Below are 21,792 nucleotides of genomic sequence, written 5' to 3'. Positions count from 1 at the left end.
CAAATGAACCAAGCGAATAAAGGAAATTACAGATGGACGATTTGTGCGCTATTGTTTGCCGCCACTACCATTAATTACTTAGACCGGCAAGTACTGTCGCTAACCTGGAAGGATTATTTTGTTCCGGAGTTTCACTGGACAGATAGCGATTATGGCACAATTACGGCACTATTTTCACTTTTTTATGCAGGTTCTATGTTAGTTGCAGGCCGTTTTGTTGATTGGATGGACACTAAAAAAGGATTTCTCTGGGCTATAGGCATCTGGTCGATCGGCGCATGTATCCATGCTTTTTGTGGTATTGCCACTTCAGGTATTATTACCGGTAGCTGGGTCATGAGTTTTGCCGGAGCCAAACAGGCGCTATCTACCGTTGGCGATACCAGTTTGATATTATCTACAAGTCTTTCCTTATTTATTTTTGCCCGTTTTGTGCTCGCACTTGGCGAAGCCGGAAACTTTCCGGCAGCGATTAAAGCTACCGCAGAATATTTCCCTAAAAAAGACCGTGCTTTTGCCACCAGTATTTTTAATGCCGGCGCAACCGTTGGTGCATTGGCAGCACCGGTTACCATCCCATACATTGCCGAGGCTTACGGCTGGGAAATGTCGTTCATTATTATCGGTGCATTAGGTTTTGTATGGATGTTATTCTGGATTTTACTTTATGGCAAACCCGAGTCGCATCCGCGTGTGAACAAAGCCGAGTTAGCTTATATCCAACAGGATATTGTAGAACATGAACAACTTTCAGAACCTGTAACAGCGGCATCACCGGTAAAGAAATTATCTTTTTGGGATTGCCTTAAGTTTAAGCAAACCTGGGCATTTGCTTTCGGTAAGTTCATGACAGATGGTGTATGGTGGTTTTACCTATTCTGGTCGCCAGCCTACCTGAAAGACATATATAAAATGAGCGGGACCGAAAGTGCATTTCCCCTGTTTATTTTATATGTAATTACATTATTATCAATTATTGGCGGATGGTTGCCGTCTTACTTCGTGAGTAAGAAAAACATGAACCCTTATGATGGCAGGATGAAAGCGATGTTGATTTTTGCTTTCTTTCCACTACTGGCCTTACTCGCTCAACCATTAGGCCATTACAGTTACTGGTTACCGGTAATCATAATCGGTATTGCCGGAGCGGCACACCAGGCATGGTCGGCTAACATTTTCTCAACCGTTGGTGATATGTTTCCGAAACAGGCTATTGCAACTGCAACAGGAATCGGTGGTATGGCAGGCGGTGTTGGTTCATTTTTCATCAATAAAGGTTCAGGTGTATTATTTACCTATGCCGATGAAAGCCAAATGAGTTTTATGGGATTCCATGGCAAAGAAGCCGGATACTTTATTGTGTTCTCGTTTTGTGCCATTGCATACCTTATCGGCTGGACCGTAATGAAGGCTCTTGTACCAAAGTATAAACTAATCGAAATAAAGTAATAACCGATTTGTTTTCCGGTATTTACCTACCGGAAAACAACTGCTATAATAAACGAACTTAAATCTATACTTAAACCATAGATTAACAATATTTATAAACCCTAAAAACAAACCAAATTGAGCACAACTTTAAATCTCGAGAACATTTTCGTTGATGAAAGCCAGATTCCTGAGGAATTCAGGCTCAGTGAAGAGATTAATCAGAAAGAATTTCTTTCCAATGGCGAAATGAAAACATGGAGTGGACCTTTTAATGAGGTATTCTCTCCAGTATGCGTAAGAACTGCTGAAGGACTAAAGCGAAAACGTATCGGAAGTTTTCCTGTATGTACAGAAAAGGAATCGACGGAGGCTTTGGACGCAGCGGTAGCAGCTTACGATAATGGCCGTGGCCAATGGCCAACCATGAGCGTAGCTGATCGTATCAGCTGTGTAGAAAACTTCACCCACAAAATGATTGAGCAGAAGGAAATAGTGGCCAAACTAATCATGTGGGAGATTGGTAAATCTTATGCCGATTCGATTAAAGAGTTTGATCGTACGGTTGAATATATTTATGCCACAATTGATGCTTTAAAAGATATCGACAGGCAATCCTCGAGATTTGAAATTGAGCAGGGGATTGTAGCACAAGTGCGCCGCTCGCCATTAGGTGTAGTGCTTTGCATGGGACCGTTTAACTATCCTTTAAACGAAACTTTTACAACGCTTATCCCGGCATTAATCATGGGAAATACTTTACTGTTTAAACCACCTAAACACGGAACATTATTACACTATCCTTTATTGGAGGCTTTTAGATCGAGCTTTCCAAAAGGTGTAGTGAATACAATTTACGGTCGTGGGAATACCATTGTTCCTGGTTTAATGAAATCTGGAAAGATTAATGTGTTAACATTAATCGGCTCGAGTAAGGTAGCCAATGAGCTTAAAAAACTTCATCCTAAGGTTAACCGTTTAAGAGCAATTTTAGGTTTGGATGCAAAGAATGCCGCTATTATAACCAAAGATGCAGATCTTGATTTGGCAGTTTCAGAAACTGTTTTAGGCTCCCTGTCATTTAACGGACAGCGTTGTACGGCGATTAAGATTGTGTATGTTCACCGCAGCCTGGCGCAAGAATTTTTAAAACGTTTATCTACAGAGGTTGAAAAATTAAAATTCGGTATGCCTTGGGAAAAAGGTGTAAATCTTACGCCGCTGCCAGAGTTAAATAAACCTGAGTACCTTAAAGAATGTATTGATGATGCGATTTCACATGGTGCCAAAGTGGTGAACAAAAATGGCGGACAGACTTTAGAAACTTTCGTTTATCCGGCAGTTGTTTATCCGGTAAACAGCAATATGAAATTATACCGTGAAGAACAATTCGGGCCAATTGTTCCGGTTGTACCTTTCGATGATCTGGAAGAGCCTATCGAATATTTAATTGGTTCGCCACATGGCCAGCAGGTAAGTATTTTCAGCAACAATGCCGCTGTAGTTTCTTCATTAATTGATCCGTTGGTAAACCAGGTAAGCCGTGTGAATATTAATTGCCAGTGTCAACGAGGCCCGGATGCTTTCCCTTTTACCGGTAGGAAAGACAGTGCAGAGGGAACACTTTCAGTTGTTGATGCCTTACGTTCATTCTCAATCCGTTCTCTGGTAGCAACCAAGCTAACGGATAGCAACAAGAAATTACTGAACGAAATTGTGAGCGACAACGATTCGAATTTCCTTAGTACAAAGTACATTTTTTAATTTTTAGTATATACAGTAAAGCCGTAAAACGAGCAGCTCAACGCTGTGAATTTTACGGCTTATTTATTTGTATAATTAGCAACAAAAAATTACTTCAGTCTTTTAGCCAGGGTTAATTTGTTTTCTTTAATTCCCTGTACCACTAAACCTGCAACAGTGCTGGCTCCATCAGGGCTTAAATGTGTATCATCTTTTTTGCCTGTAGGATAATTAACATTTCCGGAATCGACATAATTGAATAATTTTATTGAAGCGACATCGCCAAGACCAGAAAGCAGCTTTTGTGTTTTAACCAGCATATCAATTAGGGGCACTTTTAAAGAATCGGCTACTTTACGGGTTACATCCGGATAACCACCATGCGTATCGGTTAGTATGCCGTTTTTAAAACTTCTCCTCGAGATTGGGGTGAGTAAAACCGGAATTGCTTGCTTCTGACGTGCTTCATTAACGTAATTAACGAGGTTAGTTTTAAACTCTGCTAATGAAGTGCCTGTTCCAGGTTTATCAATCTTCTCATCATTGTGCCCAAATTCAATTAATACATAATCGCCTGGCGACAGCTTATCGAGAACGGGTTGCCATTGATTTTCAGACCGAAATGACTTTGTGCTTCTTCCGTTTAATGCCCGGTTATCAACAATTACATCTGGCTTAAAAAAGGATTGAAGTTCCATTCCCCAGCCTGTTTCCGGGTAAGCCTTGGCTTGTTTATTGGCTGCAGTAGAATCGCCAATGATGTAAATGGTAACTCTTTTTTGCGTAAAAGCAAATAACAAAAGCAGCAGAGGAACTGTAAGTATAGAAATTTCAAAAGTTGTTTTTTTCATGTTTAGTTCGATGGATTCCAGTTATCTTTTCTTTTTAATACAGTTAAAACATCATAAAGCTTAGCTTGCTTATCACTTAGTTTTTTTGACCAGGCTACTCTTTTTTCAGTACCTGCTCCTAGTCCCGTATTCTTATACTCCGCGTAAAAAGCTGTCTTTTCCTTATCTGTAAACATTACATCACCTTTCCAGGGATTCCAGCCTTCGGCCACTATGTGTGCACCCAAATCAGAATTTAGAAAAACAGTTTTTGCGTATGGACGCCATGGTCTTCCCAGGTAAACTTTATCCACGCCATCGGCAGCAATAAGCTTACAATTCATGAAAACAAAACCAAACTGCTGGTTTGCAGAAGTAGCAGCGGCAGTTATATAAGAGTTGCTAAGACTCTTAATTGTGCAGTATTGAAAAACTGCTGTTGCCTTACCGAAAATAAAGTCTGTAGTACCCTCAATATAGCAATTGGTATATAATTGTCGGCTGTTTTCAGTTGCTGCATATAAAGTATCCTGATTACCTAAAAAACTACAGTTTTTTGCAACGAACCGATCGCCCTCAACATGTAAGGCAACCGCCTGGCCTACACGTCCTGATGTATTTACAACCGTTAAATTCTCAAGCGTAATATCATTTGCCTGTACTAAAAAAGTGTAAGAAGTATAGGTAGAAAACTTATCCGCTCCGAACAAATCCTTCCCTCCGGGATAAAGTTTCCCTGAATAATCATCAAAGGAAATGATGGTATGCGCCTGCGTTTCGCCAATTAATTTAATCCTGGTCTTCCACGAAGGGATAATAACTTTTTCTTTATATGTGCCGTTTTTAATGAAAATCTTTACTTCTCTTTCACCTAAATCCCTTACCGAATTTATAGCCTCCTGTATGCTTTTGTAATTTCCACTTCCATTAATATCGACAGTTAATTCTGCCGGATATTTTGGATTTTGGGCACGGGCTACGGAAAAAACTAAGGTTATAAGGATGATAAATTTGAAAAAAAGTAATTGCTTCATCTGGATAAATTTCAATAAAAAAGGGCAGAATTACCTGCCCTTTAAAAATAATAATGAGGTTAATATGTCCAGCGCGGATCACCAATAGCCGTGCTGGTATTGCTTGCTGTTCTTAAAGCAGAGCCAGCCGGCAACTGGAATGTCGTGGTAGCCGCTGTCCATCCTAAATCGATGGTTTGGTTGCTTGTTAATGTGGCCGTCCCGAAAGTTAATGCAGTTCCTCCTGTTAATGCAGTAGATAGGTTAAAATAATTGCTGTTAGAAATGCTTAGTGAGCTTCCCGTGCCTGTACCTCTTATTGCCGCCGCTACAACTGTTCCGGCTTTAGGCGTATTGGCAAAAATACTGTTCTGCACACTGAAATTTATCGGGTTGGTGTTGGCATCTAATAAAGCATATTTCGCGCTTCCGCCAAAGCCATTAATGGTAGAATAGGTTATTGATACCGTTGGCGTTTGGTCGCCAGTGGCTACTGTAGAAGCAAGTACCAAACCAGGACCACAATTATAAAATGTAGATTTTGATACGGTAAGTGTATTGAACTGCAATTTTGTAATGTTGAAAGTATAATACGTTGAAGTTCCGTTAGCACCCATATCATAAACAACCGAATTGTTTACTGTTATGCCTGTAATCTTGAAATCCTTGGCATTTGTGCCTCTATCGCCACGTAAGAATGCCGTAGTAGAACCATGAGCAATACAGTTATCAACCACGATATTGGTAAATGTAGCTGCGGCACCATTTGAAGCCTGCGTTCCGATCAGGTTCAGGAAATATAGGGAGGCGCCTGCTGTTCCATCAAACTCAATACCCGATAAGGTTACACCTGCGCCGGTTCCTTCCAAATCAAATTCCTTATAATTCACCTTTGTGTCGGCAGGATTGCCTGAAGTAGATTTTATGGTGATGGTTTTTTGCGTAATAAATGACGTTGCGCTTAAGGTATATGTTCCCGGATTTAAACCTATAACCGCACCGTTGGCCGCATTTGTAATTGCAGCAGCTAAATCATCTCCCGGGTTTAATTTTAAAGTGTAGTTTGTGGCAGCTAATGTGGTAAAAGTTACCAGGCCTTTACTTTTTGTTCCGCTAAAAAGTTCTGCCGTATATTTTGTTGCCGCTGTTAAACCCGTAATTGCTTTTAGCCCTGCGGAAGCATCTGATGTAGATAGTGTTGCTGTAATCGCTGTTCCGGTTTCTGGGGTTAAAACAATCGAGCTTAAACCTACTGTTGGTGTGTAACGTAGTACTACGTTATTTTCTTTAATTTCGCCCTCTCTTACTGCTAAAAATAGCTGAATCCCGGTTAACTGAAATGCACTGCTTCGTACATATTTTGATTCTGGCTGTGCATCCGTTGCATTTGCTTTAATTCTGGCATAATATTTTGTCCTCACGGATAAATTGTCTTCGGTAACGGTTACGCCTGCGGTATCAGCTGTTGTGCTGTATTTTATGGTCGAAAATAAGGAGTCGGTAGAAAAATCGATGCTATATTTTAAAGTTTTACCTGTCGACATTAATGGGGTTGTCCAGGTTAATTTAGCTGATGTTTCTCCGGCAGTGATCTTCACATCACTCGGTTTAAAAATCCTGGCCGGATCTGTTGGCGCTTCTTCAGTTTTTTTGCAAGCTGAAATGGCGGCAGCTATTGCTGAAACCACCATTAGCTTAATCCCAATTTGATATATAAATTTCTTCATGATTAATCTATAAATGCGTTAATAGCCTACGTTTTGAACCAGGTTTGGATTTTCGATTAAAACCGTTTTCGGATAAGGGAATAATTCCTTTTTATTGGCTTCGAAATAATAGGCAATCCCGGTTGATGTACTCGTAATCGAATTATCTTCGGTAACGGCTTTTCTCCAGTTTTTTGTGGTGTAACCTGTTGGTGCAGTAGATGTGCCTAAACCCGTTGAAACGAATACATTATTCGGCGTGCCACCGTATAAATCTAAAGTTGCCACTTCATTTACACTTGTTCCTAAAAGATAAGTGCCTTCCTTTGCATAAATATAATCAGGAACACCTGTATAAGCACCTGTACCCGCAATCAATGCCCTAATTTTCGTTCTTGTTTCATCGAATTTAGTGCCTAATAAATTCCAGCGAATCAGGTCATACTTGCGAATACCCTCACCACCAAATTCTAATAAGCGTTCTTTAACGATGGCATTGAAAAATCCAGCCTTATCAGTAGGTGTTGTTGGAATTTGTGTTTCGAAACCAGCATAGGCACGTTTTTGAACTTCCTGTAAAGCACTCGTGGCCACTGCCGACGGTGCACCGTTTATCTCATTATCGGCCTCGGCGTACATCAACAAAATATCAGCAAAACGAAGAATTGGCCAGTTAATCGCAAAATTCTGAGACGAAGATGAACCATTAAAAGCCGTCCATGATTTACGGAATTTTCCATCCGTCATATTAAATAAAGTGTTGATGATTTTTTTCGAATTCGCCGTGATTTCGAAAACACCAATGGTTACGTCCCTGCGGCAATCCCTGGTAACATCAAACTCATAAAAGTAAGTTGGAATGGCATTCATGCCGCCGCCACCAGAACCATAAGTTGAGGCTGAATTAAAACGGATACCATTGTAATAACCGAGTTTACTATCGGTTGATGCATTACTTCCGTAGGCAGCCACTTCCATCATTAATTCATGTGCATCATCATACCTTGTTCCGTGAAGTGTTTTAAAAACATTCTCATAAACCGGGTTTAATGTGTGTTGAGCACGGTTATTCATAATGTCGAGACACTCGTCATAAGCGATTTTGTAATAAGTTGAATAATCGCTGCTGCGGGTCATCTGGCTTCCTTTTAACGCATAACCACCACGGGCGAGTGCAATTCTTGCTCTTAATCCTTTTATCGCTCCTTTGGTAAAACGGAAACTACCATATTCGGTAAGCGAGGTTCTCCAAGGCACTAAATCTTCAGCAATTTTTAAGTCCGCAATAATTTGATCGTAAGTTTTATTGCGGTCAACATTGGCGCCGTAAAGTGTTTCAGCATCTGCAGATGGCACAAATGATGCCGGAACATCGCCCCAGTTACGAATGAGTTCATAAAAAAACTGTGCCCTTAACGTTAGTGCTTCGCCATAATAGCGTTTCATTAAAGCCTGGTCGGCGGCTGATCCGTCAGTGTATAATTTAGAAGCAGGAATATATTTAATACAGATATTAGCACGCTCAATTCCGGCATACAGCTGTAAAAAAGGGTTAATTAAATCTGTATTATCAGCACTTGCGCCATACATACTAATTCCACGTCTGTCTGAAGAACTGTAACTTCCTGAGGTTTTAAAATCATCGGCGGTTAAGCCATATAATGTAGAAATACGGCTACCATATCCGTTATCACCGCAAAGCCTGTTATAAACACCAATCAGTGCGGCGTTGGTATAAGTTGTGCTTTCGAAAACAACATCAGGTGATGAAGTTGAAGGCGATTCTACATCTAAATATTTTTTACACGAAGTGGTTATACTTAATGCTCCAACAGCAATTACCATTAAAGCCGATTTTATAAATTTATTGTTCATTTTCTTTAATGTTTGATGTTAAAATACCATGTTAATTCCGGCTAGAATGTACCTGCTACGCGGATATGCGGCATAATCTACGCCTGGCGTAAGCGGGTTAGACCTGCGGGTATTTGCTTCAGGATCGTAACCTGTATAACCTGTAATGGTATAAAGATTATTCACCGTTCCATATATCCTTAACTTTGAAATAAACCCTGTTCTTTTAATTAACTGCTGCGGTAATGTATACCCTAATGTAATGTTGCTAATCCTTAAGAAAGAACCATCTTCGATAGCGTAAGAGGTTAAAGCATAATTACCTGTTGTTGGTGTCCACATGGTGGTATTGGCATTCATCGCTGTTAATAAAGCCGGATCGGTAACTTTTACGCCATTTGCATCAAAATTCTGCCAGCGGTCGTTCATTACTGATAGCAAGTTATTGTCTTTAACATTGTATTGAGAGGTGAATTCTAACTTGTTTGCATTGTAAACCTTATTGCCATAGCTGAAATTCACAAAAACAGTGAGGTCGAAATTTTTATAAGCAAACTGGTTGTTAAAACCGCCCGTAAATTTTGGCTGTGCATTTCCTAAAACTGTACGGTCATCATCACCAATAATCATACTTGATGATGAGGAAAGCTTTTTAACTTTCATATCACCAGGCTGAGGATTTTTATTGCCTAATAGCGCATAACTGTTGGCAATACCTGGTTTTAACGTGTAAGTATAGCTACCGTTCGTGTTTTGCACATAGGTAAAATCATCAACAGTATACCTGCCATCTGAAATAAAGCCGTAGAACTGACCAACCGGCTGACCAACTTCAACCTTGAAATCGCCTAAACTATTTACCCATCCCGATTGGGTGATATAAGAACTCACACCATTTTGCAGGGCAACAATTTTATTCTGGTTAAATGAGATATTGAAACTGGTATTGTAAGTAAAATCCTTTGTTTTTACTGCCTGGTAGTTCAGTTGAAATTCCCAGCCTTTGTTCTGTGTTTTCCCCACATTTTGCTGCTGCGTAGTGTAACCTGTTGTTTGTGGAACATTCGCATTTAACAAGAGGTTTTTTGTTTTATTATCGTAGTAGTCTACGTTTAAGGTTAACTTATTTTTAAACAAATCGATATCGATACCGGCATTGGTTGATGTATTTGTTTCCCAGGTAATATTTGGGTTTGATAAAACCGTTCCTGTGCTTGATCCGGAAATTAAACCTGTAGAAACGCCTGCATCATTAACTGCGTAACCACCTGCAGTAGAGTTAGAGTAGAATAAGGTTCTGAACAAATCCTGGCCGATACGATTGTTACCTGCAGCACCGTAACTTACACGAACTTTAAGGTTGTCGATCCAGTTTAAATCCAGCTTTTTAAAGAACTTTTCTTCTGAAGCTCTCCAGGCCACTTGTCCTGATGGGAAATATCCCCATTGTTTACCTTCTGCAAATAAAGATGAGGCATCAGACCTGAAATTTACCGTTGCAAAATACTTGTTTTTGAATCCGTAAGATGCCCTTGCAAATAGCGAGAACTGTCGGGTACCCGATATTAATGAAGTTGGCTTATCCTGAACAGAGCCTGCAGGTGGTTCGGCTTTCTGGATACTTCCAAAGGCTTCATCAGCAGTAATGTTTACCGGAAACCATTTTATGGTCGAGCTTCCTGAAGTTACATCAATCATGTTGGTTTCTTCACCAACCAATAAATCCAGGCTGTGGTCTTCCCCTAGCGTAGGTTTATAAGTTAATGTATTGGTATTTAAAATACTTTTCGTTGTAGAGTTATCAAGCTGAATGGCTGGTAAACCTGCATTGTTTCTTGCCACGTAACTCACCGGTCCGTTAAAAGTATTCACTTTTCGATCAGAGAAAGTCATACCTACGGTACTTTTAAAAGTGAGGTTTTTAAGGATAGAATACTGCAGGTACCCGCTGCTGATCAGGTCGTTTCTATAATCATATTTAAGCTCCTGGTTTGCCAGTGTAATTGGGTTGGTTAAACCTGTAGTTAAATAATCGGCATCAAATAAATCACCTGAATCTCCGCCGCCATTATAAGGCTGATAACGAACAGAGTTTCTTAAGCGGTTGGTTCCCTGTGAGCCTGTAGATGATGTTCCAACACCATCAATACGTTGACGGCTGTAACGAACATTTACACCCATTCGCAGTTTATCAGATATTTTATGATCGAAACGGAAGGAAGCAAAAGTTCTTTTATAACCCGAGTTAAGCATAATACCATCTTCTCCGGTATTATTTACCGAAAAGTTGTAGGTCGTTTTTTCGGTACCGCCTGACAAGTTTAAAATTTGGGTATTGCTCCAGGCCTGCCGACCGAAAACTTTATCCTGCCAATCGATATTCTGAATGTTTTTGTAAATATCCAGATCTTCGAAAGTGCCATATTTTTTGGTAAAAGTGTCTTTCACATCCTGCGAAGTATTGTTATTGTAAAGTTCGTACTGGTATTTTACAAATTGGTACGGGTTCATCACATCCAGTTCATTTACAATTTGACGGGCGCCGGCGTAAGCATCGAAAGAAACGATGGTACGGCCGTTTTTACCGCTTTTCGTGGTAATAATTAACACCCCGTTAGCACCACGGCTACCATAAATTGAGGTTGAGGCTACGTCCTTTAACAAGTCCATGCTTTCAATCTCATTAGGAGATAAAATCGAAAGTGCGTTCTCTACCTGAATTCCATCGACAATATAAAGGGGAGAGTTATCGCCTGTTAGCGAGCTACCGCCACGCACTTTGATCACCACTTCAGCACCGGGACTTCCCTCTGTTGAAGCAACAGAAACACCCGCCATTTTCCCCGCTAAAGCCTGCGCTACGGTACTTACCGGAAACTGGTCGATATCTTTTCCTTTAATGGAAGATACCGATCCCGTTAAAGCTTCTTTACGAACAGAGCCATAACCAATATTTACGGTAACTTCCTGTAAAGTATTGGCATCTTCTTCAAGACTTACATCAAGCTTGGTTTGGTCGGTAACCGCAATGTTTTTGGTTTTATACCCGATATAGGTAAATGTAATAATAGCACCCTTGGCCGGAATGCTGATTTTGTAGACACCATTTGCATCAGTACTGGCTCCGGTTTTCGAATCTTTAATCGTAACACTTACACCAACCAGGGCCTGTCCGTCAGCTTTATCTTTAACTGTTCCGGTAAGTTGTTTGGTTTGTGCCTGGGCTAAGGATAATCCAAAAAAAGAGAGAAATGCAAAAAAGAGTAAAACTCTGCTCATAATTATTAATTTAAAATATTTGGTTTATTTTGAATTGGTGCAATCGCTTGCACGTGAAATATTATTCTATTTCGAAAAGTTATAGTTGGTTTATATTTGGTTACGTTTACATAACAATTTTACAAACTAAAAACGGCTTGAAAACAGTTTTAACTAAAAATCTGTGCAATCGTTCCCAAAAACGTATATTTAACGCTTATTAAAAATAGCCCCTAAACAACCTTAGAGAGATATTTTTTGTAACTTGGTAGCAAGTTCATAAAATGAGATTTGAAACATCAACCATAAAAGATATTGCTAAAGCGCTGGGTCTTTCCACATCGACGGTTTCCAGGGCTTTAAGAGACCGTTACGAAATCAGTGAAGAAACTAAAAAGGTTGTTTTAGCTTATGCGGAAAAGGTAAATTACCGTGCAAACCCTATTGCCCGCAGCTTAAAAGAAAGAAGAAGTTATTCGATTGGAATTATAGTAAGTGAAATTGCCAATAACTTTTTCTCGCAGGTTATTAATGGCATCGAATCGATTGCTTATGCCAAAGATTATCATGTAATCATATCTCAGAGCCATGAATCTTACAAGCAGGAAAAACTGAATGTTGAACATCTTGCTTCACGTTCTATTGATGGTTTGCTGATTGCCTTATCTTCTGAAACGCAGGATATAGATTACCTGCGTGATTTATATGCAAAAGGATTACCAATCGTTTTCTTCGATCGTGTACCTGATAACTTTGAAACGCATAAAGTTATTGCCAACAATTTCAAAGGCTCTTTTGATGCAACAGAACACCTTATCTTATCGGGCAAACGTACAATTGCTCACCTTACAAACTCCGAAACATTATCAAACACAAAAGAGCGGCTTGAGGGCTATAAGGCTGCTTTAGCAAAATACCATATTGAATTCAACCCTGGTTTGGTTAAATTTTGTCAGCACGGGGGTATGCACAGCGAAGAACTTTCGCAAGCAGTTAAGGAACTTTTGCCCTTAAAACCTGATGGGATTTTCATATCAAGCGACCGCCTAACAACGGGATGTATAATGGCCTTGAAGAAAACAAATCCGGAGGTTGCGCATAAAATTGCAATAGCAGGTTTTACCAATTCAAACCTTGTGGAGCTTTTCAGCCCTTCACTAACTTCAGTAAAACAGCCTGCTTTCGAAATCGGCCAGGTGGCTACAGAATTACTGATTTCGATGATTGAAGCCAAAAGGCCTGTTACGGAGTTTGAAACTAAAATTCTGGATACCGAATTGGTGCGTATGCAAAAAACTTTGGGTAACCGTTTCCTGTAGTTTCTTCCATAAATTACTAATCCTTACCTTTGCCCCATGGTAGAAATCATATTAAAAAAGGGTAAAGAGAAAGCTGCAATACAAAGACATCCATGGGTATTTTCGGGCGCTTTAGAAAAAGTTAAAGGAAAACCTGAAGATGGTGAGGTTGTAAAAGTATTTGCCTTTGATAATGAATTTCTGGCATACGGTTATTTCAACAGCAATTCTCGTGTTGCAGTAAGGCTTTTAGAATGGGATGAAAGCCAGACCATCGATAAAAAATGGTACCAGAACCGTTTGCAACAAGCCATTGCTTCGCGTCAGTTTATTTTATCTGAAGAAACGAATACCTGCCGTTTAGTTTTCTCAGAGGCAGATTTTTTACCAGGCTTAATTGTAGATCAATACGCAGATTTCTTATCACTTCAGATTTTAAGTTCGGGCATAGAGAAAGTAAAAGACCTTATTGTAGAAATACTTAAAACTGCGCTAAACCCCAAAGGAATTTTCGATAAGAGTGATGCAACAGCTCGTGGCCATGAAGGCTTACCCATAGAAAACGGTTTACTTTGGGGTGAAAACCCACCTGAGTTTCTCGAAGTTAAAGAGAACGGTATATCCTATAACATTAATATTGCCGAAGGACAGAAATCGGGCTTTTATTGCGACCAACGCGATAACCGTAAAATCCTGGCCAGTTATACTAAAGGAAAAAAGGTGTTAGATTGTTTCAGTTATAGCGGAGGATTCAGTTTAAACAGTTTAGCAAATGATGCTGAAAGTGTTACCAGTGTGGATAGTTCTGGTTTGGCTGTAGATACTTTAAAACAAAATGTTGCCCTAAATCATTTTGATGTGAATAAAGTAACAGCGATTCAGTCGGATGTAAATAAGCAGCTGAGGGCTTTTAAAGAAAGTGGCGAACTGTTTGATGTCATCGTCCTGGATCCACCGAAATATGCACCTTCACGCTCGGCATTAGACAGGGCTGCCAGGGCTTATAAAGATCTGAATCGATTGGGCATGTTGCTTTTAGAAAAAGGCGGTTTGCTGGCAACATTCTCTTGCTCTGGTGCTGTTGATATCGAAACATTTAAGCAGATTATTGCCTGGGCTGCACTTGATGCGGGCAAAGAAGTACAGATTATTAAACAGTTCTGCCAACCCGAAGATCATCCGGTTCGAATTTCCTTCCCGGAAGGCGAATACCTGAAAGGTCTATTAATACGGGTTTTGTAAGTCTTAATCGTTCTTTTGTAATTTTGTTCATCGGTTGGCATTGTTCAGAAATGCTCAACCTATGATCTATGCCTATATAAACCAACAATTTAGTAGGTTGTTATTTCAACAGAACAACGAGGAGATTAGAATTCAGAACTTTAATCGTACCAACTGAAAAGCTCATTACAATTCCGTTGAGTTTTCTGGCAACCGGTCATATTCTCCTTTCCAGGCATAAAAACCAAAAATCATCAGCCCAAGGCTAATCGGAAAAAATATAAAAAGAATAATTCCCCATTGCAAAATAGTATTCGTTTTTTCAATATCACTATGGGCTAATCCAACTTTATCAATAGCCTGAATAAATAAAAAAGTCATCGCGATAGGCCCTAAAACCATCCATACTAATCCAAGAAGTTTCTTTAATACATTCATAGCTTAATCGTTAATGTTTTCATCTTTTTTGTTTGATAGATAAACCGCTCCGATAACCAGGCTTAAGCTGGCAATTCCAATCGGATACCAAAGTCCGGAAAGCGGTGTTGAGCCGGCAAAACTGGCAATAAGCGTAGCAATAAAAGGCACAAGCCCACCAAAAACGCCGTTACCAATGTGGTATGGCAATGACATAGACGTGTAGCGGATTTTGGTAGGGAAAAGCTCAACTAAAAAAGCTGCTATCGGGCCATAAACCATCGTCACCAACAAAATCTGAAAGAAAATTAAGCCAATAAACTTCCAGAAAACCGAAGTTGGCAACACTTTATCTTTGATAATTTCTTTGGCTGGCAAAATACCTTTAGTTGCAGAAATGGTATCAGTTTGAACCTTAATAAAAGATGCACCATTTATTAAGGTTATTTTAGTGGAAAGGATTTTCAAGCTATCTGCTGTATTCGCAATTTGTGATACCGCTGACGGCTGTGAATCGGCTGCTAGAATTTCAACTTGTGTGACTTTACTGTAATCGGTATCATCCAAAAAAGTCTGGTAAATTGGTCTGTAAAAAATGATACCCAAAAGCATTCCGCTTAGCATAATCCATTTCCGGCCAACCCTATCACTCCACGCACCAAAAACAACAAAAAAAGGTGTTGCAAAAGCAATTCCCCAAAGCAGGATATATCTTGAGTCGTTAAAATCTAATTTACATGTGTTTTCTAAAAACGACTGGGCATAAAACTGACCTGTATACCAGATTACACCTTGGCCCATGGTTGCCCCAAACAGTGCAAGTAAAACCATTTTAAAATTGGCCTTGTTATTAAAACTCTCTTTTAATGGATTTTTAGAAACTTTGCCTTCCGATTTTAGTTTCGAAAACATTGGCGACTCGTGCATCTTCATGCGGATATAAATTGAAACGCCAACCAAAACTATCGAAAGCAGAAAAGGTATTCGCCAGCCCCAATCGCTAAAAGTATCGGCGCCCAAAATATTTTTAGTGATAACAATTATACCTAGCGATAAGAATAATCCAAGCGTTGCTGTAGTTTGAATCCAGCTGGTAAAAAAACCTCTTTTGTTTTTTGGCACATGTTCGGCTACATAAGTCGCGGCACCACCATACTCGCCTCCCAATGCCAGCCCTTGTATCAACCTTAATATTAGCACTAAAATGGGTGCTGCATAGCCAATGCTTTTATACGAAGGAATTAATCCGATTAAAAAGGTAGAACCGCCCATTAAAACAAGCGTTAACAGAAAGGTATATTTCCGGCCAATTAAATCGCCAAGCCTTCCAAAAACCAATGCACCGAAGGGGCGAACAATAAAACCTGCGGCAAAAATGGCCAAGGTATTGATCAGTGCGGAAGCGCCTGCATCTTCAGGAAATAACTGATGACCAATAATTACGGCAAGGCTACCGAAGATATAGAAATCGTACCACTCTATCAGTGTGCCTAATGATGATGCACCGATAACCTTAAAAATATTATTCTTGGGTAATGTTTCGCTCATAAGGATAGGAATATTTGGTTTTCTAAGATAATCATTTAAGGCACAAAACAATAAAAGCTTTTAGCTGCGATTTAAATTGTTACACGTAAAACATTTCGGCTTTAGTTTTGTATTTTCATGTGGAAAACCAGACTTATGCTTTTAGTACAAAACATCCGATTATCAAGAATTTTAAGAAACACCTGGCAGGTTGATTTAATTATGATTGCCTCCTGCACCGTGGCTTATTTAGTACGGGCATATTTAATTGCGCATCATTTCGAAATCCCTTCGATAATCCCAACAGTGTTAGGAACAGCCATTGCTTTCTTTATTGGCTTTAACAATAACCAGGCTTACGACAGGTGGTGGGAAGCCAGAAAAGTATGGGGCGCACTGGTAAATGATTCGAGGTCTTTTACCCGGGCTTTGTTAAATTACGTTGATGGGGATCATGATGTTATGGTGAAGAAAATGATATATCGCCACATTGCATTTCTTTATGCCTTAAAAGCAAATCTTCGTGGAGCAGTAGATGAAAACTATATCAAATACCTAAGCGATGAAGATATTAAAGCAATTGCAAAACACAACAACAAGCACAACGCAATCTTAAATATTCAATCTGCAGATTTACAAAAGCTATCAAAATCAAACGCTGTAGATGGTTTCAGGTTTATCAAAATCAATGAGATGCTGGTTCGCTTTTCAGATTCGATGGGCATGAGTGAACGTATTAAGAACACTATTTTCCCTACTACCTATACTTATTTAACGAAGGTTTTTATCTGGCTTTTCGTGGTTACCTTTACGTTGGTAATCAGCCAGTCGGCGGGCGTTGCATCTATATTTTTAGGTTGGCTAATTGGTTTCGTTTTCGTTTCTACACAAATTAACGGCATGAGCCTGATTAATCCCTTCGAAAATAATTCGGCGGGTGTTCCGCTTAACCAGATTACCAGAACCATCGAAATTAATCTTTTACAAATGCTGGAGGAAGAAGAAATTCCTGAGCCTGTAAAACCCATAAACGAAGAATATGTTCTTTAACGTTTAGAAATTTTTCTGGCAACAAAAATGAATAATAAGGATAATAGCCAGAAAAAGATAAGTATCATAAATGCATTTGTTAATGCTTTCTGATACCCTAAATTAACCACGTTGATAAATGGATATGGGTATTGGTTAATAAGATATCCCCGTATAATAATAAAAACCACGTAAACTAATGGATAAATAAGCCATGTGATTGCATCAGCATATTTCAGACCAGATTTATTGGTGAAAAATACCCAGAAGATTAAAAATAGCAAAGGCGATACAACATGTAGTAATTCATCGGCTACGCGAGCCCAACCAACATGTGAAATAAGCCCTCTTAACAACAGGTTATAAATTACCCCAACAACAACAATATAAATTGTAATGGCAGTTAATGTTGTTGTCTTTGAGAAAAATAATCCAGCTGGCTTTTTAGGGAATAACCACAAACAGGTGAAGCAAATGGCTACAATTACATTTGACAGAATTGTAAAGAAAGAAAAAAATAATTTTGCGGTTGCCAGGTAATCTCCATCTAAAAGCCCTAGGCTAATATTAAACTGAAGCAACAAGGCAAACCATACCGTAATTGCCGAAAAAATAACAAATGCCTTTTTACTTGTATGGGCAGTCATAAAGCTGTTGATTAAGGGATATAAAGCTTAACTAAGATAGTCTTTTCAAAACAGTTCTGCTAAACTAAAGCTTCAATTATCCATCCAGTAATGGATTTTACCTTGACGATTTCAAAATCTCGGCTTTGAGTTCCTCTTCAAACGCCAAAGTTTGAGCCTTAACAGATGCAATTTCATCAGAAAATGAAATACTGCTAACGGCTTTAATGATCTTACCATCTTTACCCACCAAAATATTTGAAGGATAACCGTGGTTGATATTTAACTTTCTGATCGCCTCCTGTGATAGCGATATAATTTCATATTTATAGCCACTTTTCTTCCTGAACTTTCTGGCTTTTTCTACATCATCGTAGGTAATGGCTATGAAACGGATTTCTTTGTCATTGTATTTATCTACCAGTTTGTTAAGGTCAGAAATTTCTTTAACACATGGCGGACATTCTTCAAACCAGAAATTAATCACTATAATATGGTTTTTTAATCGTTGGCTGGAAAATGGTTTTCCCTTTAAGTTGATTCCTTTAAAATCAGGTAAATCTTTACCAACTAAGCCCTCGAAAAAAGTTTCCTGACTTGCCCATTTTACCGGAGTGGTTTGGGCCAATGTAAATGTTGAAATAAAAAGTAAAACAGTAAAAATATAAATCTTCATAACCCACTAAATATAAAAAAGTCCTGCCATTATCTGGCAGGACTTTAAATTATTCGTTGAAAATTTTATTTAAATGTTACGGCACCGTATTCTGTTTTTAAAGTAACAGTAGCTGCGCCGCCATTACCAATTTTGCCACTGTATTTTTTATTTTCATCATCGTCGCTTACAAGCCTAGAGGTTACATTATTACCATATTTAAAGCCTGCATAAGTGGTAGAAATATTAAAATTGGCATTGTAATTATCACTAAAACCTAATGAAACAGCCGCATATTCTCCGGTAAAGTTGAAGTTTTTACAAGCAGGTGTAATTTCATTAACCGTTAATCTGTTATAATCCATGTCGATTAGTGCATCGCCATTTATACTTCCAAGTGTAACATTTGTGTATTCAGTTTTAAGCGAAAGCTTACCAACACTTGCAAGGGTTAAGTTGGAATAACTTTGTCTGATAACTGTATTTCCTTTAATGCTGTTGATATTAACTTTAGCATATTCACTATTCAGCAGTAAGTTACCAGCGATAGAACCAACGGTTAAGCCGCCACCATATTGGATTTTTAAATTAGCTGATTTAGTAATGGTATTAACCGTAACAGGAACATATTCTGCATCTACCTGTAATGTTCCGGCCGTACCAATGTTTATACCGCCACCGTATTCGTGTTTAACTACTGCTGCATTCAGGCTCTGAACAGTTGTTTTACCATACTGAACATAAATATAGTTGTTACTGTTGGTTAAATTTCCTGCTGTTAAATTACCGTATTGTACTTTTAATGAAGTTGGCCCCGATAAGTCGCCCAGATCGATACTTCCATATTGTTGTTGTGCAGTTAAAGCATTTGCAGCAGGCATATAAACCACATAGTTTACTTTAATTTCACGTCGCCATGTAGTTACGCCATTTTTCGATCTCCGGCCATAGTTACCATTTCTGTCACTCATATTTGTTTTTACAGAAACCTGATCCCCGCTTTTATTCGCATCGATACTTACTTCATCAATCAGTTTCTGAACATCGTTATCAGAATTGCTGAAAGCTTTGATTTCTATATCAACTTTAACTTCTTTTCTGTCCCAGGTTTTAATTACCATCGCACCATACTGATTGTTGAGGTTAACCTTGTCGCCATTATCTACGCTAAAAGTTTTGGTGAAATTTTTAGTGCGTTCTGCATCGCCACCCGTTTGTATATCATTAACGATGGTAACTTGCGAGTTGGATGTTACATTAACTTTTGCTGTAGTATTTACAGCGTAATTTTCTGCAGGGCTGCTAACTACAACAGTTTGCTGGGCATTCGTTTTTACGGCGATTACAGCCATAAAGGCTAAAAATAATTTTATTGTTTTCATGTGTTTTTAAATATTAAACATTTAATTGCTCAAAGCCTGCCGACCGGTTTTAAGCGCAATAAATGTGCTGAGCGCATGTTTGTGTATTAATTGAAAAGTTTATTTATATCTGGTTAACTTTTTTGTAATCATCAACCTGGTTAATAATTAATAATTGCTGTTTCAGCAGATTTAGCTGGATTTCGCGGTTTTTTACCATTGCCTTTACAACAAAAACCTGGTTTGGAGTAGTAGGCAATTCCGCTTTCAGCCTTTCATAATCTTCATCAAGTTTCTTTAAATCATCAGTAAACTTTTTGTATAAATCGGGGTTTGCCGATGCAAAAATTGCAAGGCTATCGCGTTTCTCGGTAATTAAGCTCGCAAACTGGATTTCCTTTTGTGCTGCTGCAGCATTAACATCAGCGATTTCTAAATCGCGGCTTCTTGATTTGCCTGCGTACAGCCAAACTAAACCGAAAACAACTACGATAGCTGCAGCTGCACTCATCCATAAATACAGCTTTACTGGCTTTTTTACAGCTTTCTTTTTATCCAGCTCTTTTTCAATGTTTGCCCAAAGCTTTGCTGAAGGTTCAAAAACATCAAAATCTTTGCGGTTTTCCTTAACAAAGGTTTCTAGTCTGTTATTCATCTCTCATCCCTTTCAATTCTAAAATACTTTTTAACTTCTTTTTTGCACGCATGTACTGCGTACGGCTTGTATTTTCACTTATTTTTAAAATGTGCGCAATCTCCTCGTGGTCATATCCTTCTAAAAGATATAAACTTAATACCACGCGGTAACCATCGGGCAGCTCGGTAATGGCTTTTCTAATTTCATCGGCCTGCAACTGCACTTCATATTCATCGCTGCTTATTTCATCAGGAACTTCCGAAACTTCGTCCGTACTCACAAACTCAAATTTGCGTTTGCGGAGGTAGTTGATGGATTTGTTAATTACAATCTGCTTTAACCACAGTCCGAAAGTAGTTTCCTGCCTGAAATCAACTATTCTGGTAAATGCATCTAAAAATGCTTCCTGTAAAACATCCTCTGCCTCCTCTTCGTAATTTAATATACGCAGCGCCACATTGTACATAGCTTTAGCATACAATTTGTACAATTCAAACTGCGCTGCCCTGCTACCACGCATGCATTCTTTTACAAGTTCCAGGTTTTTATCGACGTAAACGGCTTCCAAAATTTTGAATATTCTGATTATAAGACATAAGGGATTTTAAAACGTTGCATTAAGGTAGAAAAAAATTATTTATCTGCTAAACTTTGTTTGCGTTGTGGAAATAGCGTAACCTTATCATCATAAATTTGAAAAGCCTGAAACAAAGAATTAACTTCAAATCATGGAAACCGATATCATTATTCCGATAATAGATGAGCTGCATAAGAAGGTAAATGCAGCCCTCGAAAATAAAAACGTAAATGCTTATACTTCAATTTACGATGAAACACTTTCTTACACAGGGGCTGATGGCGTTAAAATTGATAAAAGAGAGTTTGTGGCCAATGCAGAAAGCTATTTTAAAAGGATTAAGCGCATCGAAACCAGCCATTACCGTATAAAATCATCGTTGGAAAATGATGTTTTTACAGAGAAAATTGCCCGGAAGTCGGTTATCATAAAACCCAGATTACTTGTATTTAGCAAAAAACAAACCATCCAGACTGAAGAGGTTTTCCATTGGAAAAACATCAACAACGAATGGAAAGTTTTTGCTATGGAAATAGTTTTGGAGGAGAAATATTAATCTAATAGAATCAGAAATTAGTAATATATTTTTTCATATAATTTCCTTAAATCTTC

Annotated in this window: 18 protein-coding genes; 6 read left to right on the top strand and 12 right to left on the bottom strand. The window is 38.7% G+C overall.

Annotated elements, in window-relative coordinates:
- Nucleotides 1-3 precede the first annotated feature (3 nt).
- Nucleotides 4-1,449 carry an MFS transporter gene (locus tag R2R71_RS07090; RefSeq protein ID WP_316830562.1) on the top strand — a complete coding sequence of 482 codons (1,446 nt, stop codon included), beginning with the start codon at nucleotides 4-6 and terminating at the stop codon, nucleotides 1,447-1,449.
- Nucleotides 1,450-1,566: 117 nt separating this feature from the next.
- Nucleotides 1,567-3,192 carry an NADP-dependent glyceraldehyde-3-phosphate dehydrogenase gene (locus R2R71_RS07085; RefSeq protein WP_316830561.1) on the top strand — a complete coding sequence of 542 codons (1,626 nt, stop codon included), beginning with the start codon at nucleotides 1,567-1,569 and terminating at the stop codon, nucleotides 3,190-3,192.
- Between the two features lie 89 nt (nucleotides 3,193-3,281).
- Here the strand turns inward: R2R71_RS07085 and R2R71_RS07080 are convergent, their stop codons facing one another.
- The 5 genes from R2R71_RS07080 to R2R71_RS07060 are packed head-to-tail and all read right to left on the bottom strand — an operon-like array spanning nucleotide 3,282 to nucleotide 11,853.
- Nucleotides 3,282-4,022: a rhamnogalacturonan acetylesterase gene (locus R2R71_RS07080; RefSeq protein ID WP_316830560.1), complete on the bottom strand. Its 741-nt coding sequence runs from the start codon at nucleotides 4,020-4,022 to the stop codon at nucleotides 3,282-3,284.
- A 2-nt stretch (nucleotides 4,023-4,024) separates the two neighbouring features.
- On the bottom strand, nucleotides 4,025-5,035 hold the full coding sequence (locus tag R2R71_RS07075; RefSeq protein ID WP_316830559.1) for a pectinesterase family protein: 1,011 nt from the start codon (nucleotides 5,033-5,035) through the stop codon (nucleotides 4,025-4,027).
- A 59-nt stretch (nucleotides 5,036-5,094) separates the two neighbouring features.
- Entirely contained in the window at nucleotides 5,095-6,741 is a 1,647-nt protein-coding gene (locus tag R2R71_RS07070) for a DUF4957 domain-containing protein (RefSeq protein ID WP_316830558.1), read from the bottom strand.
- Nucleotides 6,742-6,759: 18 nt separating this feature from the next.
- Complete coding sequence (locus R2R71_RS07065) at nucleotides 6,760-8,595, bottom strand: RagB/SusD family nutrient uptake outer membrane protein (protein ID WP_316830557.1); 1,836 nt, start codon at nucleotides 8,593-8,595, stop codon at nucleotides 6,760-6,762.
- 18 nt (nucleotides 8,596-8,613) lie between these two features.
- Complete coding sequence (locus R2R71_RS07060) at nucleotides 8,614-11,853, bottom strand: TonB-dependent receptor (RefSeq protein ID WP_316830556.1); 3,240 nt, start codon at nucleotides 11,851-11,853, stop codon at nucleotides 8,614-8,616.
- 263 nt (nucleotides 11,854-12,116) lie between these two features.
- On the opposite strand from R2R71_RS07060, the gene R2R71_RS07055 reads away from it, so the two are divergent.
- Nucleotides 12,117-13,151: a LacI family DNA-binding transcriptional regulator gene (locus R2R71_RS07055; RefSeq protein ID WP_316830555.1), complete on the top strand. Its 1,035-nt coding sequence runs from the start codon at nucleotides 12,117-12,119 to the stop codon at nucleotides 13,149-13,151.
- 36 nt (nucleotides 13,152-13,187) lie between these two features.
- Nucleotides 13,188-14,372 carry a class I SAM-dependent rRNA methyltransferase gene (locus tag R2R71_RS07050; protein WP_316830554.1) on the top strand — a complete coding sequence of 395 codons (1,185 nt, stop codon included), beginning with the start codon at nucleotides 13,188-13,190 and terminating at the stop codon, nucleotides 14,370-14,372.
- Nucleotides 14,373-14,537: 165 nt separating this feature from the next.
- Here the strand turns inward: R2R71_RS07050 and R2R71_RS07045 are convergent, their stop codons facing one another.
- Nucleotides 14,538-14,789, bottom strand: a complete 252-nt coding sequence (locus R2R71_RS07045) for a DUF6814 family protein (protein WP_316830553.1) — start codon at nucleotides 14,787-14,789, stop codon at nucleotides 14,538-14,540.
- A gap of 3 nt (nucleotides 14,790-14,792) precedes the next feature.
- Complete coding sequence (locus R2R71_RS07040) at nucleotides 14,793-16,316, bottom strand: MFS transporter (RefSeq protein ID WP_316830552.1); 1,524 nt, start codon at nucleotides 16,314-16,316, stop codon at nucleotides 14,793-14,795.
- Nucleotides 16,317-16,451: 135 nt separating this feature from the next.
- Between R2R71_RS07040 and R2R71_RS07035 the strand changes: the two genes are divergently transcribed.
- Complete coding sequence (locus tag R2R71_RS07035) at nucleotides 16,452-17,345, top strand: bestrophin family protein (protein WP_316830551.1); 894 nt, start codon at nucleotides 16,452-16,454, stop codon at nucleotides 17,343-17,345.
- On the opposite strand, the gene R2R71_RS07030 is transcribed toward R2R71_RS07035, so the two are convergent.
- The 5 genes from R2R71_RS07030 to R2R71_RS07010 all read right to left on the bottom strand — a co-directional run bounded on the left by R2R71_RS07030 (nucleotide 17,342) and on the right by R2R71_RS07010 (nucleotide 21,171).
- Nucleotides 17,342-17,971 (bottom strand): Pr6Pr family membrane protein, encoded by a 630-nt coding sequence (locus tag R2R71_RS07030; RefSeq protein WP_316830550.1) that lies wholly within the window; start codon nucleotides 17,969-17,971, stop codon nucleotides 17,342-17,344. The genes R2R71_RS07035 and R2R71_RS07030 overlap by 4 nt on opposite strands.
- Nucleotides 17,972-18,068: 97 nt before the next feature.
- Nucleotides 18,069-18,626 carry a TlpA disulfide reductase family protein gene (locus R2R71_RS07025; protein ID WP_316830549.1) on the bottom strand — a complete coding sequence of 186 codons (558 nt, stop codon included), beginning with the start codon at nucleotides 18,624-18,626 and terminating at the stop codon, nucleotides 18,069-18,071.
- A 65-nt stretch (nucleotides 18,627-18,691) separates the two neighbouring features.
- Nucleotides 18,692-19,987 (bottom strand): hypothetical protein, encoded by a 1,296-nt coding sequence (locus tag R2R71_RS07020; protein WP_316830548.1) that lies wholly within the window; start codon nucleotides 19,985-19,987, stop codon nucleotides 18,692-18,694.
- Between the two features lie 103 nt (nucleotides 19,988-20,090).
- Nucleotides 20,091-20,621: a hypothetical protein gene (locus R2R71_RS07015; protein WP_316830547.1), complete on the bottom strand. Its 531-nt coding sequence runs from the start codon at nucleotides 20,619-20,621 to the stop codon at nucleotides 20,091-20,093.
- Nucleotides 20,614-21,171, bottom strand: a complete 558-nt coding sequence (locus tag R2R71_RS07010; protein ID WP_316830546.1) for an RNA polymerase sigma factor — start codon at nucleotides 21,169-21,171, stop codon at nucleotides 20,614-20,616. The genes R2R71_RS07015 and R2R71_RS07010 overlap by 8 nt, the downstream gene beginning before the upstream one ends.
- 160 nt (nucleotides 21,172-21,331) lie before the next feature.
- Here R2R71_RS07010 and R2R71_RS07005 point away from each other — a divergent pair, with 160 nt between their 5' ends.
- Nucleotides 21,332-21,736 (top strand): hypothetical protein, encoded by a 405-nt coding sequence (locus tag R2R71_RS07005; RefSeq protein WP_316830545.1) that lies wholly within the window; start codon nucleotides 21,332-21,334, stop codon nucleotides 21,734-21,736.
- Nucleotides 21,737-21,792 lie beyond the last annotated feature (56 nt).

It is taken from the genome of Pedobacter aquatilis, assembly GCF_032678405.1.
Lineage (GTDB): Bacteria > Bacteroidota > Bacteroidia > Sphingobacteriales > Sphingobacteriaceae > Pedobacter > Pedobacter aquatilis_A.
The sequence above is the reverse complement of the archived record's forward strand: the minus strand, read 5'-3'. Positions and strand labels throughout refer to the sequence as shown.